This is a genomic window from Paraburkholderia fungorum (assembly GCF_046027215.1).
Taxonomy (GTDB): Bacteria; Pseudomonadota; Gammaproteobacteria; order Burkholderiales; family Burkholderiaceae; genus Paraburkholderia; species Paraburkholderia fungorum_D.
The window spans coordinates 570,044-587,025 of the sequence record NZ_JAQQEN010000002.1; the positions used below are offsets into that span (position 1 = coordinate 570,044).

Below are 16,982 nucleotides of genomic sequence, written 5' to 3' on the forward strand. Positions count from 1 at the left end.
GAACAACATGTTCTTTTGGCTATCGTTTACCCTTGGGAAAGGAGAGATGGTCTTCTGTTGCAAACCACCCGTTGCCCTTCTGGCGTGGCAAATAGACGCCTAAAGGCCGTACTTCTGCATTCCGGCCCTTGTCTAATCTCCTGGGCCGGAATGAACAGGCCCCACATAATAGTTTCTCTTGTTGGACAACTTGTGCGCGTATTTTTCCGCCACGGATATAGAATGTGGTCGCAAGTGGCCTGACTAAACAGAGATTGTTGACATGAGTGAGTTGAACGTCCGCCCGGTACAGCGTCGCCCGCATCTGGCGGAGCACATCACGCGCGCCCTGACCGACGAAATTGTTTCGGGGCGCCTGCAACCTGGCGACCGCCTGCCAACCGAGCACTACCTGTCGGAGAATTTTGGCGTCAGTAGAAACGTCATTCGAGAAGCGATCGCGAGTCTGCGCGTTCAGGGGCTAATCGAGTCGCGCCAGGGGGTGGGCGCCTTTGTGACCATGGGCGCAAGCGATCCTGCTCCCAGAGTTTCCGTCAACCTGTTGCAGGGCGACCCCACCATCCGCAATATGTTTGAAGTTCGCGCCGCGCTTGAAAGCCAGGCAGCCGGTCTTGCGGCCACCAATATGACGCCTCGGCACCTTGCCGCGATCCAGTCCGCCCTCGAGCGGATGCGGAACCAGGAAGCGCCCACGGCCGACACGGTGAGCGCCGACCTGGATTTTCATCGTGGTGTGGCGGCTGCCTCCGGCAATGACTACCTGGCGATCATGATCGGGACCGTTCTGGAACCGATGCGATTGCTTATTGCAGCGGCTTTCTCGCGTCCGGGTCCCGTGTTCGGAAAAATGCCGAACGCGGCAAGGCAGGAGCACGAGGGAATCCTTCAGGCCTTGATCGAGAAAAACCCCTCTGCCGCCCGCGACTTGATGGGGCAGCATATTGTCAATGCGGCCTCGCGCTTCGGCTATGAAATTACGCTCGTTTGAGCGCAGTCTTTCTGGGCGCAGGTGAGGTAGTCCGACCGCACGAAATATGAGCGGCGCGATGAGGTTGCGATGTGATTGGCAAAAGCGTCAGGCGCCGCCTGGCGGTGTTAGTTACTCGCAGATCTACCCGCCAAATTGGGCGAGGAGGCGGGTAACCGTCTCCGCTCTTCATTTCACATCACCTCCCACTGCGGATCGAATAAATAGCATAGCGAATCATTTGCGCGTGAACAAGATCCACGCGCACGATCCCAGGTCCTCGTCAAGGCGACAATTCAGCAGGATTTTTGCCGTGGAGTAGTAGGTGGCAATGCAAAATGAACGGCGCAAAGATTTTTGTAAATACATTGTGCGAGTTCGGGCTCGTGCCCTGGACTCGCACATAGGTTTTCCTCAGTCAGCCTGGACTCGTGGGTCAAAGTCAAACTCGAGTCTGATCCCGCCCGGTTCGTACACCATCGTATGGCGCTTGGGGCCCGCACCCAGGTCTTCTGGTGCAAACTCCACGACCACGCCTGGCCATGCGGAAACCTTGGCGAAGATTTCTGCCAGTGCATCCTGGCTGCCGACGCGAAAGGCGACATGATGCAGGCCTATGTTTGTCTTCCGGTCGAAATTGATGCCATTTTCCTTATTCTTCACTTCCCAAAGCGTCAGCATGATGCGACCGTCCGAGACAAACGAGGCAGGGTAGTCGGGTTTCTCGCCAACTTGTGTCCAACCCAGGCAGTTGATGAAAAAGTCTCGGGTCTCGCCAAGATTGCTGACGGTAAGTCCAAGGTGATCGATTCCGAGCGTGAGTGGTTTGCCTTTCATTCTCAAGTCTCCTTCTAAAATAATGACGTGCCGATGCAAGCGACAGATCATTGATGAGTATGGATCGACCCGTTCGCGTCGTTTCTTGAGCGTCACGAACGGGATGTCCTTTAGCGAGGCCAACTCTGTCGTTCGGTGACGACAAGATCTGGAAGATTGTTGCGCATTGGCTAACGCTGCCTGCATGTGTCCTGTTGCGTACGTGGCTGCTCCGGAACGGAATTTATAGTCTAATTCGTCCTGCCTTTGAATGCTGACCGAACGCCATTGCGCACATGCGGGTTCGGGTCACAGAGACCATCATAGGTCAATTCACGAGGCATCTACGAGGCGGCGCGGCAGAAGCTCATTCTCAATCTGTCGCGTAGCAAGCCGGCGCACCGTTCTGGAGCGCTGGACCACGTAAGAAACTGAACTGTAGATTGACGAATTCTGTTGTATGTAGCGGCTATCGTGTTGGTGCCGCTTTAATAAACCTGGGTAATTTGAAATGCCGTTTGTCACGATTGCAGGACATCAACTGCACTATCAGGTATCGGGTACAGGGTTTCCGGTACTGCTTGGACATAGCTATTTGTGGGATTCGTCAATGTGGGCGCCGCAGATAAAAGAGTTGTCGCGTGTCTGTCAGGTCATCACGCCGGACTTGTGGGGCCATGGGCAGTCGGGGCCGCTTCCCGAAAACACACATACTCTTGGCGACCTCGCGGCTCACGCGAGCGGACTTCTCGACGCGCTTGGCATTGAACAATGCGCAATAGTCGGTCTTTCCGTTGGGGGCATGTGGGGAGCGGAACTCGCTTTGCGTGAACCTGAACGCGTGCGTTCCATCGTCCTGATGGACACTGACATGGGTACGGAGCCCGATACGACGCGCAACCGCTATTTCCAGATGCTCGATACGATTGAGTCGCTGGGCCGCATTCCGCCCCCCATGCTCGACGCCATCGTGCCATTGTTTTTCAGGCCTGGCGCTGCACTGGATGGGGAAGGGCCGGCATCGTTCCGACGCGAATTGGAGGCCATGTCTTCAACGCAATTGCTGCGCTCGATTGTTCCGCTGGGAAGGCTTATCTTTGGTCGACCCGATGCACTGTCACGTCTCGCAGGTCTGAGTGCGGATCGTACACTCCTGATGTGCGGTGAATTGGACTTTACCCGCACGCCGGCCGAAACAACCAGGATGGCGGAAATCATCGGCTGCCCGCACGTACTCATACCCGAAGCGGGTCACATCTCGAATCTGGAGAATCCGTCCTTCGTGACCGACACGCTGCTTCGATGGCTCGGAAAGCATCTCTCGCCCGAAACCCGGTGATACACGATTGGATGGCGACGAGCGAACGCTGTCTGGCGGCACCGCTCGCCAGTCGCCATTGCGCAATAGCGTGCTAGAACACGATGACGTGAGGGCGTGAGCTCTAGTTCGCCTGGGCCAGCAATTCGCGTATTTTGGCTTCCGTCTTTGAATAGTCACCTTCGCCAAAGTGGCTGTAGACGATCCGGCCTTGCTTGTCGAACAGGTAGACGGCAGGCCAGTATTGATTGTTGAAGGCATTCCAGGTGGCGTTCTGATTGTCCAGGGCGACAGGATAGCGAATGCCGAGGCGGCTGACGGCCGCGCTGACGTTCTTAGGGCTGCGCTCGAACGGGTACTCCGGTGTGTGTACGCCGATCACCGTTAGCCCCTGATTCCTGTACTTCTGGTCCCAGTCCTTAACGTAGGGCAGCGTATTAAGGCAGTTGACGCAGGAATAGGTCCAGAAGTCCACGAGTACGACTTTTCCACGCGTCTGCTGCAACGTCAGCGGCTCGCTGTTGAGCCATTTTTCTATGCCGACGATTTGCGGGTTCGCGGGCATATCGTTTGAGGCGCCGGCGATTTCGAAGCCGCGGGAAGCCGAGGTCGTAGCAACTATTCCCACAACGGCAAGAGCGGCAATCGCAATGAAAGTTCTGATCCAGGTGTACATGAAACGTCCTTGGGATAAGGGGCAGTGAATGGCGGCGGCGAGCCGATCGCGCAGGATCGCGTCGCGTCGTTTGACATGCCTCCATTGCAATGCCTGCATGTATCTGGGATATGTCGGCGGCCCTGCGGATATGTAGTGTTTTGTATCGTCGAAGCCTTGAGATACAAAGGGACACAAACGTACGTGCCCTTGCGCAATCAAGCCGCGCCTATAGACGTGAGGAGAGGTGCTTCACTGGCAACTCACGTTGCCATGCTGGTCTGGCCGAATCAGGTTCCGTCAGCCGAAGCAAACATCGTCATTCGGCGCAGAATCCACTCGAGTAATTCATGCGCCGCAGCAACGAGCGGGCGCCCCGACTTCACCAGTAATCTGGCCTTGGTCCCATGAAGCAGGGGATGATCAATAGGCACGATAGCGAGTTCACCCGTCGCGATTTCTCTATAAGCCGCAAATTCCCCCGTCAGCGTCATGCAATCCCTGGACGCGACAAAGCGCTTAAGCGCAGTCAGCGAATTGGTTGTCAGCGTCGGACGGATTTTGATGTTTTCCGCGAATTCCAGCATCTTCACCGCGTGCCCAATTCCAAAGGTGGCGGGCATCAAGGCAAGCGGATAATCCAGCAAATCGGCGACGCTTGCGCGCCCCCCTCTAATAGCAAGCGGATGATCGGGCCTGACTAACAGAACAATGGGTTGCGACGAACTCGCGCGGTACTCGATACGCGGATGCGGCGGCGGGTTGTACGCCAGGCCGATGTGAGCGCGACTTTCAGCCACTTCATTCAGGACATCGTCGACGGGCAGGGTGTCCAGCACGATATCCAGCTTTGGATACTGAGCACAAAACGCGGTGAGAACCTCGGTAACGAGGATATCTACATAGCCTTCACTAACGGCCAGTTGCACACGGCCTTGCTGAAGACCCTGCAAAGCATGAAGCCGGTCCTCCAGTTTCTCTTGCTGTGAGCGGTAGCCGCGCCAGAATTCGAGCAGGTGTGCCGCCGCCTCGGTGGGCTTGACCCCCCGGGATTGCCGTTCGAACAGGGCCGTGCCGAGTTCGTCTTCCAGCAGCTTGATTTGCCGGGTAATCACGGACGGTGAGGTATTCAGGCTATCCGCGGCGCCGCGAATGGTACCGTGGGTCAGCACCTCGTGGAAGTACCGCAGGCGCTGCTGATTGATTTCCCGCATGTTGCGTGTCCCCTGCCAGTATCGTTGCTCGCAAAACAACGATATGTGAACTTTGTTGCTGTTGCTAGATTTATTTGCGTTTGCGACCATCCACGTACCCCAAAGTCCGAACGATACGCAAATATTGGAGACAGGCATGGCAGCAACTCAGACCGCGACAATCGGGGACGATATCCCCCGTCTTTACGACAAGCTCAACTGGCGGCTGCTGCCGTTTCTTCTGGCCTGTTATCTGTTTGCCTACCTTGATCGGGTCAATGTCGGCTTTGCAAAGCTGCAGATGCAGAGCGACCTTGGCCTGTCCGATGCCGCTTACGGTGTCGGTGCGGGCATATTCTTTCTGGGTTATGTACTGTTCGAGCTGCCCAGCAATCTGATGCTGCCGCGGGTTGGCGCGCGCAAGACGTTCTGTCGGATTCTGGTGCTGTGGGGCATCACTTCCGCATGCATGCTGTTCGTGCGCAATGTTCCGATGTTTTACGGCATGCGGTTCCTGCTGGGCATTTTCGAAGCGGGCTTTGCACCGGGCATGATCTATTACCTTTCCTGCTGGTATGGCCCTTCGCGCATGGCGCGCGCGATTGCGATCGTATTTCTCGCAGGGCCGATCGGCGGCATTGTAGGCGGCCCTGTTTCGGCCTGGCTGATGACTTCCCTTGCCGGCAAGGCCGGGCTCGCCGGCTGGCAATGGATGTTTCTTGCAGAGGGTTTGCCGTGTATCGTGCTCGGCATTCTCACGTTGTTTCTGTTGTCGAACCGGCCGGCAGACGCCCGGTGGTTGACCGACGACGAAAAGCGCTTGCTTGAGTCGGAAATTGGCGTTGCCTCGGCGCGGGATCACTCGTTTGCCGCGGTTGCGCGCAATCCCAGGGTTTATCTGCTTGCCTGTGCCTATTTCTGCATTATTGCGTCTATCTACGCCATCAGTTTCTGGCTTCCGACCATCATCAAGGCACAGGGTGTCAACGATACGATCCGGCTGGGATGGTATACAGCGATCCCTTATGTCGGCGCCGCGTTCGGAATGTACTTCATCGGACGTCTATCGGATGCGCGTGGCGAAAGACGCTATCACAGCGCCGTGCCCGCGATACTCGCGGCGGCATTGCTTGCTTCGACGGTGCTAGCGGACGGCAATCTCGTTGCATCGCTGATACTGCTGACACTCGCCACGTCGGCGCTCTGGATGGCATACACGGTGTTCTGGGCTATCCCTTCCGAGTTCATCAAAGGCAAAGCGGCCGCGGGCGGCATTGCGCTGATCAATACGATTGGACTGTCTGGCGGATTCTGGGGGCCAGCCATTATCGGGTGGGCGAAAACGGCGACCGGCAGTATGCATTCCGGTCTTCTGATTGTTGCCTGTCTGTCGCTATGTGCGTCTGCATTGCTGGTCGCAAATAAATTGCCCGCTAAATAACGGAGCGGTCGATTCGCACTGAGCGCGGCGCGAGCTGTGCTTGCCCGATGAACCGCATCGTACGCATGCTTCAAGAGGGTGTGTAGATCGATCCCTCGCCACTTAATGTGCCGGGTTCCCAGTCAGGGCCGGCGGAAACGGAGAAATTGAAATGCTTTTGCACCTGTCAACCTGGGCCGAAGTGGGACAGTATCTGGAACGCAGCCGGACAATCGTGGTTCCGATCGGTTCGAACGAGCAGCATGGCCCTACCGGTTTGCTGGGTACCGATTGGCTTTGCCCGGAGATCATTGCGCAAGAGGCTGAGAAGACCGCGGATATCCTGATTGCGCCGACGTTCAACATCGGCATGGCCCAGCATCACCTGGGCTTTCCTGGAACCATTTCGCTGCGCCCGTCCACTTTCATTGCCGCGATTGGCGACTGGACTCGCTCGCTCGCCGTTCACGGCTTCGAAAAAATCCTGTTCCTTAACGGGCACGGCGGCAATGTTGCGTCGATTGAAGCCGCATTCTCGGAGGTCTATGCTGAGGCGAGCTTCTCTAAACGTCATTCCGGGTTCGCGCTCAAGTTGTGCAACTGGTGGGACCTCGAAGGTGTTGGCGAATTGGCGCGTGACCAATTCCCCACCGGCCACGGCATCCATGCCACGCCCTCCGAGATTGCGATTACTCAATGGGCGTTGCCGGGATCCATCAAGACGGCCAGCTACACACCGCAGATCGCGCCCTCCGGTCCAATCCGCGAAGCGCTTGAATTCCGCGCACGCTACCCGGATGGTCGGATGGGTTCGGACCCGGGCCAGGCGACACAGGAGAAAGGCGGGGCGCTGGTGAAGCTGGCGGCTCAGAGTCTGATTCGTGAGCTCGAAGCGTTCAGTCGTGAGATCGTGCCGAACTAAAAAGGATGGCAACGATCAGCCGTCATGACTCCTGGTACGGGTGTTAGTAGTATTTTTATCTGGCCGGCTCGCGACGTGAATGCCGGAGTCGGCCCTCGAGTTGTATTCGAATTGTTTCCATCTACTCACAAAATAAATTTAATAAGAACGATCTGGATAGCAATGTTTTATCACTGATCGTGAGTTCTTCTTTCAGGTGAAACGTTAGGCATCGAAACTATTTCGGAAGCATGCTGCAAATCTGCTTTCCTTGTCAGAAATTGGTATTTGCAGTCATGCAATTCCGCTAGCTACAATGGCCGCCCCTTTCTCAATTCTGTACCCCAGTGCAAGTTAGCGTACACGAACAGTCCCATCGCGAATCTCATCCAGCGGATCCGGACTTCAATGCGGTGTCCGAACCTGACAGTCCTCGTCTCTCTTCTGGAAAGGACGTCATTCTCGAGTTTCGAAACGTCAGCAAGGTCTACGGCGGCCACGATGGCAACCACGCCGTATCGGCTGTCCGGGGCTTCAGTCTTTCGGTTGTGCGCGGTGAAGTTCTGTGCCTGATGGGAAATTCAGGAAGCGGAAAGTCGACACTTCTTCGGCATGTCAATCGCCTGATCGAGCCGAGTGGCGGCGAGCTGTTTGTGAATGGCGAAAGCATTAGTGAGCTGTCTGCTCGCGATCTCAGGCAATTTCGCTCGCAGCGTATAGGAATGGTTTTCCAGCACTTCGGGTTGTTGCCTCATCGGAATGTGCGTGACAACGTCGCGTTTCCTCTCGAACTGCGCGGCGAGTCAGAGACCGTGCGTCACGCTGAGGCTGAGCGCCAGTTGCAGGCGGTTGGTTTGAGCGCCTGGGCGGACCGCTATCCAGGGGAGCTATCCGGCGGTATGCAGCAACGCGTGGGATTGGCCCGAGCATTGGTCATTCGCCCCGAAATACTATTACTCGACGAGCCGTTCAGCGCTCTGGATCCGACTATTCGGCGGGAACTGCAGACGCATTTCCTGCGCATTGCGCGGGAGCGCAACATTACCGTGATTCTGGTGACTCACGATCCGGCAGAAGCATTGCGCCTGGGCGACCGCATCGCTGTCATGCGCGGCGGCCAACTGATTCAGGTGGGTACGCGCGAGGACTTATTGGAACGCCCCGCGGACACCGGCGTAGCGGAGTTCTTTTCCGATCGCCAGACCTTCGATTTATCCCGGCCGCCTGCCTCCGACGAAGTCACGGCCGGGGCTGGTGCATACGGCACGCAGGAGGATTGGCTCCGAGGAAGCCGAACGGGCAGATTGCTGCTCGGCCCCGTCGCACTCGCAGGACGGGGACGTGAGGGCTTGTTCTGGATGGGCATGGCCGCGGAAATGGGAGCCGTTGCGGCATTTTTCTCAGCATGGCGCGCTGCGAGTTTTCCGGCAGCAGCCGCTTCAGCCGCAGTTTGGCTAGCGGTTCGACTACTTTGTGCGTGGGCCGCGGGGCGCGGTGCGGAAAGCACCGGGCGCGCATGGGTACCGCAGCTTCTACTATTGCTCGCCATGCAGGGCTTCATCGCCTGGCGCGCGATCGTGGGCGATAGCGGGCCACTCGTGCATTTCCCGGAGAACCGCGACGCAATGTTGTTCATTGCCAGCGCCATCGATAGATTGATCGCCTGGTCGCAGACGACATTCGAAGGCGCGTTCGTGGGTGTCATATTTACGGTGCGCAGCGTCATTGAGAGCATCCAAAGCGTGCTCGACTGGCTGCCATGGCCCGTCCCGGCTTTCGCTTTGGTGTTTGTCGCGTGGCGTTCGTCCGGCGTGACGTTGGCAGTAACGAGTGCGGTGGCACTGGTTTATCTAGGAGCGTTTGGCTTCTGGGAACGAACGATTGCCACACTCGCGCTTGTCGGATCTTCCGTTTTTCTATCCTTGCTGATTGGACTTCCGACAGGCGTCCTGTTGGCCAGGCGGCCTCTCGTTCAACGATTAGTCTCGCCGTTGCTTGACGTGATGCAGACCTTGCCGACTTTCGTCTACCTGATTCCCGCAGTCGCGTTTTTCTCCGTCGGAAAGACGCCCGCCGTCATAGCCACGGTGATTTTCGCGTTGCCCCCAATGATCCGTCTGACTGCGTTGGGGATACGGGAAGTGCCGAAAGCATCTATCGAGGCGTGCGTTGCGCACGGAGCGACCCCTTGGCAGACCTTGACGAAGGTCGAACTGCCATTGGCATCGGGATCGTTACTGTTGGGGATCAACCAGACCATTGTGATGAGCCTGTCGATGGTCGTTGTGGCCGCGCTCATCGGTGCGGACGGACTTGGCTACGACGTGATGACAGCACTGAGAAACATCAGGGGTGGGGAAGGAATACTCGCGGGTTTCGCGATCGTATTCTGCGCGTTGATTCCCGACCGCATTATTCAGTCGACCCTGAAGAAAAGACACAAACTATCCAATTCAGGATGAAAATCTACATGCGCAAGTTCATTTCTAAATTTGTTGGCGCCGCTGCGGTAGCAGTCGCGCTCGTGCCGGCCGGTAATGCGGTGGCCAGGGAAAAAATCGTTATCGGGGAGCAGAACTGGACCGGCGCGATTGCCATCGAGCACATTCTGGGTGAAGTGATAACAACCCGGCTGGACGGCGACGTGTCCTATCTTGCCGGAGACGTTCCCGTGCTATTCGCGGCCGCAGCGAAAGGCGATGGCTCGGTTGACGTACTGACTGATATCTGGCTTCCTAACAACTCGGCATCATGGGCCAAATACGTGACCGGCGGCTCACATTCTCTCGTGCCGAACAAGCACCCCTACACGGGTGTTCAGGGATTCTATGTGCCTGGCTATATCCAGGACAAATACGGTGTGAAATCAGTCTACGATTTGCGCAAGCCAGAGGTGGCAAAACTGTTTGCCCCTTTGGGCGGCGGAAAAGCACAACTGCTGGTCGGGCCGGCGGGTTGGGAGTCGACTTACATTGGCGAGGTCAAGGCCAAAGACTACGGCTTCTCGGGTAACTTCGATACGGTATCCACGGAGGCCTCTGTCACCTACGCCAAACTGGACGCATCCTATAAGGCTCACCGAGGCGTGGTCTTCTACGCCTATACGCCTGACTGGATTTTTGCCGCCTATGATCTCCGCCGTCTCGACGAACCCGCGTTCGATGGCTATGCGCAGGACAACAAAAAGAGCGATCCGCTCTACAAGGCAGACGGTTGCTGGAAGTTTATCAGCCCGACCGTTGACAGTGACTGGCTGAACAAGAGTCGGATTGCCTGCGCTTACCCCGATGCCAAGGTGTACGTTCTGGCGTCGAGTTCATTGCAAAAGCGGGCCCCGAAGATAGCTGCCTTCCTGGCCAATGTGGAGATCGATCCGAAGGCGCTAAACGACCTCATCCTGAAGATTGAGAAAGACAAACAGCCCGCTGACGTCGCGGCGAAGGCGTGGGTGAGCGCGAACCGTTCCACAGTCGACAAATGGCTTGCGGACGCGAATAAGTCGAATGGATCGACTAACTAGCTAGCTAGCGCGGCTGCGTTGTCGTCGAGGTCAATGAGAAGCGCACAGGAGAATTTGGAATGAGTGAAACAGAACAGGCTTTCTTTGGAGCGGGGTGTTTCTGGGGGGCGGAGGCTGCCTTCCGGAAACTGCCGGGCGTGACTGATACGCGCGTCGGGTATGCAAACGAGAATGCCCCGAACGCTACGCGGATCGAGGTGGTCAAGGTCGATTTTTCGCCGGCGAAGCTGACGTTCGAATTGCTGATCGAACACTTCTGGGATCTGCATGATCCTACGTCTGTGGATCGGCAAGGAGAGGACGTCGGGACGAAGTACCGGTCGGCGATCTTTACGACTTCGAGCCAGCAAACGGATGTCGCCCGCGAGGCCATTTCGAAGCTTGACAGCTCGGGTCGATTTTCTCGTCCGATTGTTACCGTGGTTCTGCCGTTGGGCCAATTCGACATGGCGAGCGACGAAGATCAAAGATATCTGGAGCGCAACGGTCTGTTCAGTTGTGGCCTTTGACGCCTGAATGTTCGTTGTTGACCGGTGGGAAAAGGTGCGTGGGACTCTTTGCCATCCTTTGAGTAACCGATCGCCCAGGTCCGGATTAGAGTGGAACTCATACATCGGTTAGCTGGTGGGTGGTGGCGCTCGCGGTGCCGGTGTCGATCTCGACACCGGGCCCCGGGCCATGTTCGTTCCTCAAAAGCTCGGTATCGGGAGTTCGATCGTGAAAAAGATTCCCCTCGCAGCGGCAGTGTCAACGGCACTATTCGCGTCGGTCGCCCACGCGCAGTCGTCGGTCACGATTTACGGCATACTCGACGCCGGCATCATGTACACCAACAACGTCTCGAAAGGCGGCGCCTCCGGTGCGTTGGTGCAGGCAACGAGCGGGAACATTAACGGTACCCGGTTCGGTTTGCGGGGCGCCGAAGATCTCGGCGGTGGTCTCAAAGCGATTTTCGTCCTTGAAAACGGCTTCAATATTCAGAACGGCAAACTCGGCCAGGACAGCCGGCTGTTCGGCCGTCAGGCGTATGTTGGGCTGACCAGTACCCAGTTCGGCACGGTAACGCTCGGTCGTCAGTACGATTTTATGACCGACTTCGTCACGCCGTTGACCGGGGTCGCCGGGACCTTCGGCGACACCGGCTTCATTCATCCGTTCGATAACGATAATCTGGACCACTCGGAGCGGTTGAATAATGTTGTGAAGTATACGAGCAACAATTATGCGGGCCTCGTGGTCGGTGGTCTCTATGCGTTCTCGAATAGCACCGAATTTGCGGTCAACCGCGCTTACAGCGCCGGTGCGAGCTATCAGTATGGGCCGTTCCGTTTTGCTGCAGCTTACCTGCAGATCAACGGGTCGGCAGGGACCAGTTCGAGTAGTGCCGGTGCGCTGGATGTCAACGAGTCGTCGTCGAATGGCGTAGGGGGCTTCCAGGTTGGTTCCGATGTCCAGCGCACGTTCGGCGCAGCGCTAAACTACGCTTTCGGCCCGGCGTTGGTCGGCTTTGCGTACACACACAGTCAGTTCCAGGGCACGAATTCGTTTGGTTTGACCAACGGCTCCGTCCACTTCGACAACTACGAGTTGAACGCCAAATATGCACTGACGCCCGCGCTAAGTTTGGGCGTGAGTGACACTTACACCGATGCCCACGTGAACGGCACCACGACGTACGGCTCGGATCCGAAGTGGAATCAGATCAATTTGCAGACGGTCTACAAGTTTTCAAAGCGAACGGACGTCTACGCGGAAGCCATGTATCAGCATGTGACGGGCAAGAACTATGTGGCCTTCATCAATACCTCCGGCGGTGCATCGGGGACCGGCAATCAGGTCGTAGGCACGGTCGGCATGCGCATGCGGTTCTAAATCCGGTGCAGGACCGGGAATGACCGGTTGAGTTTTGTCTGCGTTGCTCTGGCGGCCTGTCCGTTCGTCGCCTCCCGCTTATTCGCCGGAGAGGGTAGATCGGAACAGGCGTGTGAAAAGCCAACTCATGAATCTAACGAGCGTGGCTGTCGATGTTTCTCTGGCTGCTTCACAATATCCATCATTGCAGTGAATACTTTTCTCGGACCAGATTGCCGATGCCCATGCAATCGAGAATGCTCATCGGGCAGAGGATGGTGACTCGAACAGTACCGGGAAGCCGGCTGATTTCGATTGAACCAGTGATCGTCGCACGATTGAGTACTTCTTCATAAGGCAAGCCCGTGACCGTGGCGGCTCGACGCAGGCCGTTTTCGGTGGCCGCATTGAGATTCACGCCGCTTCCGATGAAAGTAATCGGGCCACTTTCTTCGACTTCAGGCTGTCCCCAGCGCGCGGCAAGCTCTCGCACCTTCTGCCGCTGTTCGATGCTCATTGGGCGCGCCATAGGCGGCAGATCGTCGACGTTTTGCAGCAGGATCGGCCCGTCGATTGTCAGGTTCTTGATCACCTCCACGGTCAACTCCGTTTCGCCGGACACGTCGGTTGCATGTCCTGCAATCTCGCCATTGCCCTGCTGGGCATGCATGTCGCCCATATAAACACCGGCACCCGGCACTTTCACGGGACAAATGAGTATGCAGCCCTCGCGTACGGAATTCGTGTCCATATGTCCGTCGGTCTTCGCGGCGTGCAATTCCTCGGTCGTCATGCTGTAGCGATGCGGTGCGCCGACCAGGTATTGGCCAAAGTCAGCACAGTTGTGTGAGTCAGGCAGATCGCGAGCGGGCGTGGTGCCGATGTTGCCGAGAAACGGCCGCATATGTGCCGCAACGCCAGGCATGTCGGCGCGAGCGAGAGACAGAATCGAATGTTGTGCGGCCAGTTGGGGAAGGGCGGACATTTGCGGCGCTTTACCTGCCAGTTGGTCCGCCACCTTCTGGTTGACGGTGAGACTGACCAGGTTTTCCTGATCCAGCACGATGACATAACCGTGCGCGAACCGGAATGCGCTCACTTCCGCGCCGCAGTGATCGCAGCGAATTGCCTCTGCGCCGATACCCTCGACATGACTGGCTGGATGCTCGGTGCCGCACGCATTGCAGAACTTGGCGACGAACGGGTCACCGTGGTATCGGCCCTCGACGAATTGCATCACGCCCGACGAGGTGGCAACGGACGTGACGCGCATGCGTTGAATCTTCAGCGCGACCGCGTCGCCGATTTCCGCTCCGGCGATTGCGACCGGCTGGGTGACCTCATGACCGCCCTGAAAGGCGGGTGTGATCATCGGCCCCCAGCATCCGGGCGGCGTTCCGGTAATCAGCGTGCCACCGTCGGCGAGCGGGCCGAGCATGGGCTGGCTGGGTCCCAGAAGTCCGTTCGTGTAGGTCTCGACCCGAAGCCGTTTCACCGGCTGCTGAGCTGTGGTCGTGTCGGCGAGAGTGGTTGTCATCGTGTATCTCCGTGTTCAGTTTTAGGGTTGTGAAAATAGCAAGCTGGATCAGTGGCAATGGCTGCCGGCAATACCGGAGTTCATGTACGCCACTTGCCATTGCGTGCGAGTTCAGCGACGGCGTCGGCGAATACCTTGGGCGCCTCCTGCGGAAGGTTGTGCCCCGCATTGGGTATCTGCCGATGAGTCCGGGGGCCCGTGAATCTTGATGCCGACGATCTGCCGTCGGTCGCGGGAATCACGCCGTCTGCAATACCGTCGAGTGTGATGGTCGGCACGGTGATCGGCGGAGTCAGCGCGAGTTTCTTCTCGGACTCCTCGTACTGCGGAAAGCCGGGGGCGAGGCCCAGGCGGTGACGATAGGAGTGAACGACAATGTCGGCATAGTCGGGATTGTCGAATGCTCTCGCCGCGCGCTCGAAGGTCGCCTCGCTGAAGTGCCACGTCGGTGAATTGTTTTTCCACAGGATGTGGGCGATATCACGACGGTTCGCTTCCAGTCCGGCGCGGCCGCGTTCAGTCTGAAAATAGTACTGGTACCAGAGTCCCCATTCCACGTGTGCCGGCAGCGGCGTGCTTGCCTTCGCGATGTCCTGGATGAGATAGCTGTTGACTGAAACCAGACCCACGCATCGTGTCGGACGTAGTGCCGCGGCGACGCACGCGGCACGGCCGCCCCAATCGTAGCCGGCGAAAACCGCCTCAGGAATGTCCAGCGCGTTCATCAGCGCGATCAGATCTTCTCCCAAAGCGGCTTGCTGTCCTGAGCGGGGCGTATCCGTCGCAAGAAAGCGCGTGGTTCCGTGTCCGCGCAGATGCGGCACGATCACACGGTAACCTTGGCCTGCCAATATAGGGGCGACGTCCACGTAACTGTGGATGTCGTAGGGAAAGCCGTGAAGGAGGATGACGGGGTGGCCGTTCTCGGGTCCCGTTTCGTGATACTCAATGTCCAGCAGATCGGTTTTGATCTGGCGGGTAGGCAGATAAGGGAGTGAGCCACTCTGCTCCTGTCCAGTTCTGTCCTGGACTTGCGAGGCCGCGGCGGCAAATGGTATTTCAGCGAGCGTCATGGTTGCAACGCTTGCCGCGGCCGACAAAAGGAAGCGGCGGCGTGGCAGATCATCGGACATGTTGGTCTCCTTCTGGTTAGTAGATGACGACAATGCGGCTTATTCGATGTTCACGACCAGCTCACTGCTCAACCAACCGGCGAGCAATGTGCCCGCGCGTGCCACACCATGCTCGTCGCCCAGGCGATCGACGAGCATGTCGCATAGCTTCGTGAAGCTTCCGTCGTCTCGAAGTTGATGAAGCGCCGTGTACTCGAGCAGGTCCACCTGCTTTAACCAGGTGGCGTAGCCGCGGCGCCAGACAATCAGGCCGCAGGGTTCAGCGAGCATTTCGCTCTCGGGCGGCGTACTTTGGTCCCGCATTGCCGACCAGATCGGCTCGGCGTTGGTCGTAGCAATCCGGCTTATGAATGAGGGTGTGAGGCTTATGCGGGCGCAATCCCAGTCGACGGCTGAGAGAACTTCGGGCGGCAGCGGCTCGGCATCGGGCGCGACGAACGCTTCAGCAAGTGCGTTTTCTATCCACGCGAGTTCTTGGATGTCGGGATTGTCTGGAAACAGGACGTGCAGCGTTTCATTGAAGCCGCTCGCATAAGCGTCGAGTGTCCACGCGTGTGGGGGATGCCCATTGATATGGGTAATCGCGGCATGCAGGAATACCTCTTCTCCCAGCCATGTTCGAAGTTGCGGAAAGGACTCTTCGAGGCAGCCTACGAGTTGGGCGCGAAAATTGTTCTGATAGACGGATAGCCCCGCCATGGCGCTGACGCCCATGCGTTGCACAGTATCGCTCGACGCCGTCGTGATCCAGCTCCGGAAATCGCGTTGCAGATCGGCCAGCATCACGCGGTCTCCATCATGCGCTCGCGCGCGCTCGGCGAGCCCAGTCGTCGTGCAATCGACAACTCATCCAGAAGTTCGGCCAGGGGCGGAATGTCCGCGTCGCGCTCGATCATCGTCGCGACGGGTCCGAGGAGAGAGACCGCTTCGGCGTATAGAGCCCAGACGTCCTCACACACGGGATTGTCGTGGGTGTCGATCAGCAATTCACTTCCCTGGCTGTGGCCGGCCAGATGAATCTGTCGTACGCGCTCGGCGGGGATGCCATTCAGAAACGCATCGGCGTCAAAGCCGTGATTCGTTGCGCTGACGAAAATATTGTTAATGTCGAGCAAAAGGTAACAACCGGTGCGCTTCGACATGGCCGCGATGAATTCCCATTCGCTCATCGACGCGTCATTGAACGCGAGGTAGCTGGACGGGTTCTCAAGCAGAATGGGGCGCCCGAGCGTATCCTGGGCCAATGCAATGTTCGCGCAGACGATATCGAGGGCCTCACTCGTATACGGAATGGGAAGCAAGTCGTGCGAATTAAAATGTTCGAAGCGGGACCAGCTCAGATGATCGGAGATGAACAGTGGCTCGATCTCGTCGACCAGCGCTTTCAGGCGGCGCAGATAATTGCGATCAAGACCGTCCGCCGAGCCGACTGACATTGAAACGCCATGTAGTGCCACCGGGTGTTGTTCACGTATCTGCCGAAGGATATGACGGGGTTGACCGCCTTCGACCATAAAGTTCTCGGAGATGATCTCGACGAAATCGACCGGGACGGTTGTCTCGAGGAATTCCCGATAGTGTTCTTTACGCAGGCCGAGGCCATAACCGGAAAAGAGTGGGACGGAAGCGGGCATAGCATGTACTCGGCCAGATAACGGGGTGTGACTGGCC

General features: G+C 57.6%; 15 protein-coding genes. 8 read left to right on the forward strand and 7 right to left on the reverse strand.

The window, feature by feature from the left end; all coding sequences use genetic code 11:
- The first annotated feature begins 262 nt into the window (after positions 1-262).
- On the forward strand, positions 263-988 hold the full coding sequence (locus tag PQR27_RS23255) for a FadR/GntR family transcriptional regulator (protein ID WP_408525993.1): 726 nt from the start codon (positions 263-265) through the stop codon (positions 986-988).
- Between the two features lie 393 nt (positions 989-1,381).
- On the opposite strand, the gene PQR27_RS23260 is transcribed toward PQR27_RS23255, so the two are convergent.
- Positions 1,382-1,804 (reverse strand): VOC family protein, encoded by a 423-nt coding sequence (locus PQR27_RS23260; RefSeq protein ID WP_408528278.1) that lies wholly within the window; start codon positions 1,802-1,804, stop codon positions 1,382-1,384.
- Positions 1,805-2,294: 490 nt separating this feature from the next.
- Here PQR27_RS23260 and PQR27_RS23265 point away from each other — a divergent pair, with 490 nt between their 5' ends.
- On the forward strand, positions 2,295-3,122 hold the full coding sequence (locus tag PQR27_RS23265) for an alpha/beta fold hydrolase (protein WP_408525994.1): 828 nt from the start codon (positions 2,295-2,297) through the stop codon (positions 3,120-3,122).
- Positions 3,123-3,225: 103 nt separating this feature from the next.
- Here the strand turns inward: PQR27_RS23265 and PQR27_RS23270 are convergent, their stop codons facing one another.
- Positions 3,226-3,777 carry a thioredoxin family protein gene (locus tag PQR27_RS23270; RefSeq protein WP_408528279.1) on the reverse strand — a complete coding sequence of 184 codons (552 nt, stop codon included), beginning with the start codon at positions 3,775-3,777 and terminating at the stop codon, positions 3,226-3,228.
- A 269-nt stretch (positions 3,778-4,046) separates the two neighbouring features.
- Positions 4,047-4,970 carry a LysR family transcriptional regulator gene (locus PQR27_RS23275; RefSeq protein ID WP_408525995.1) on the reverse strand — a complete coding sequence of 308 codons (924 nt, stop codon included), beginning with the start codon at positions 4,968-4,970 and terminating at the stop codon, positions 4,047-4,049.
- Positions 4,971-5,106: 136 nt separating this feature from the next.
- Here PQR27_RS23275 and PQR27_RS23280 point away from each other — a divergent pair, with 136 nt between their 5' ends.
- From PQR27_RS23280 to PQR27_RS23305, 6 genes are all read left to right on the forward strand, one after another.
- Positions 5,107-6,390 (forward strand): MFS transporter, encoded by a 1,284-nt coding sequence (locus PQR27_RS23280; protein WP_408525996.1) that lies wholly within the window; start codon positions 5,107-5,109, stop codon positions 6,388-6,390.
- A 151-nt stretch (positions 6,391-6,541) separates the two neighbouring features.
- Complete coding sequence (locus PQR27_RS23285) at positions 6,542-7,291, forward strand: creatininase family protein (protein ID WP_408525997.1); 750 nt, start codon at positions 6,542-6,544, stop codon at positions 7,289-7,291.
- A gap of 392 nt (positions 7,292-7,683) precedes the next feature.
- Positions 7,684-9,732: an ATP-binding cassette domain-containing protein gene (locus tag PQR27_RS23290; RefSeq protein ID WP_408525998.1), complete on the forward strand. Its 2,049-nt coding sequence runs from the start codon at positions 7,684-7,686 to the stop codon at positions 9,730-9,732.
- 8 nt (positions 9,733-9,740) lie between these two features.
- Positions 9,741-10,790, forward strand: a complete 1,050-nt coding sequence (locus tag PQR27_RS23295) for an ABC transporter substrate-binding protein (protein WP_408525999.1) — start codon at positions 9,741-9,743, stop codon at positions 10,788-10,790.
- Positions 10,791-10,849: 59 nt separating this feature from the next.
- On the forward strand, positions 10,850-11,299 hold the full coding sequence (gene msrA, locus PQR27_RS23300) for a peptide-methionine (S)-S-oxide reductase MsrA (RefSeq protein ID WP_408526000.1): 450 nt from the start codon (positions 10,850-10,852) through the stop codon (positions 11,297-11,299).
- 208 nt (positions 11,300-11,507) lie between these two features.
- Positions 11,508-12,662: a porin gene (locus tag PQR27_RS23305; RefSeq protein ID WP_408526001.1), complete on the forward strand. Its 1,155-nt coding sequence runs from the start codon at positions 11,508-11,510 to the stop codon at positions 12,660-12,662.
- A gap of 181 nt (positions 12,663-12,843) precedes the next feature.
- On the opposite strand, the gene PQR27_RS23310 is transcribed toward PQR27_RS23305, so the two are convergent.
- The 4 genes from PQR27_RS23310 to bufB form a co-directional block, all read right to left on the reverse strand.
- Positions 12,844-14,178, reverse strand: a complete 1,335-nt coding sequence (locus tag PQR27_RS23310) for an acetamidase/formamidase family protein (RefSeq protein WP_408526002.1) — start codon at positions 14,176-14,178, stop codon at positions 12,844-12,846.
- 80 nt (positions 14,179-14,258) lie between these two features.
- The gene (locus PQR27_RS23315) at positions 14,259-15,311 is read right to left on the reverse strand and encodes an alpha/beta fold hydrolase (RefSeq protein WP_408526003.1); all 1,053 of its coding nucleotides are present in this window, start codon (positions 15,309-15,311) and stop codon (positions 14,259-14,261) included.
- Between the two features lie 39 nt (positions 15,312-15,350).
- The gene (locus PQR27_RS23320) at positions 15,351-16,094 is read right to left on the reverse strand and encodes an HvfC/BufC family peptide modification chaperone (protein WP_408526004.1); all 744 of its coding nucleotides are present in this window, start codon (positions 16,092-16,094) and stop codon (positions 15,351-15,353) included.
- Positions 16,094-16,945, reverse strand: a complete 852-nt coding sequence (gene bufB, locus PQR27_RS23325; protein WP_408526005.1) for an MNIO family bufferin maturase — start codon at positions 16,943-16,945, stop codon at positions 16,094-16,096. The genes PQR27_RS23320 and bufB overlap by 1 nt, the downstream gene beginning before the upstream one ends.
- Positions 16,946-16,982 lie beyond the last annotated feature (37 nt).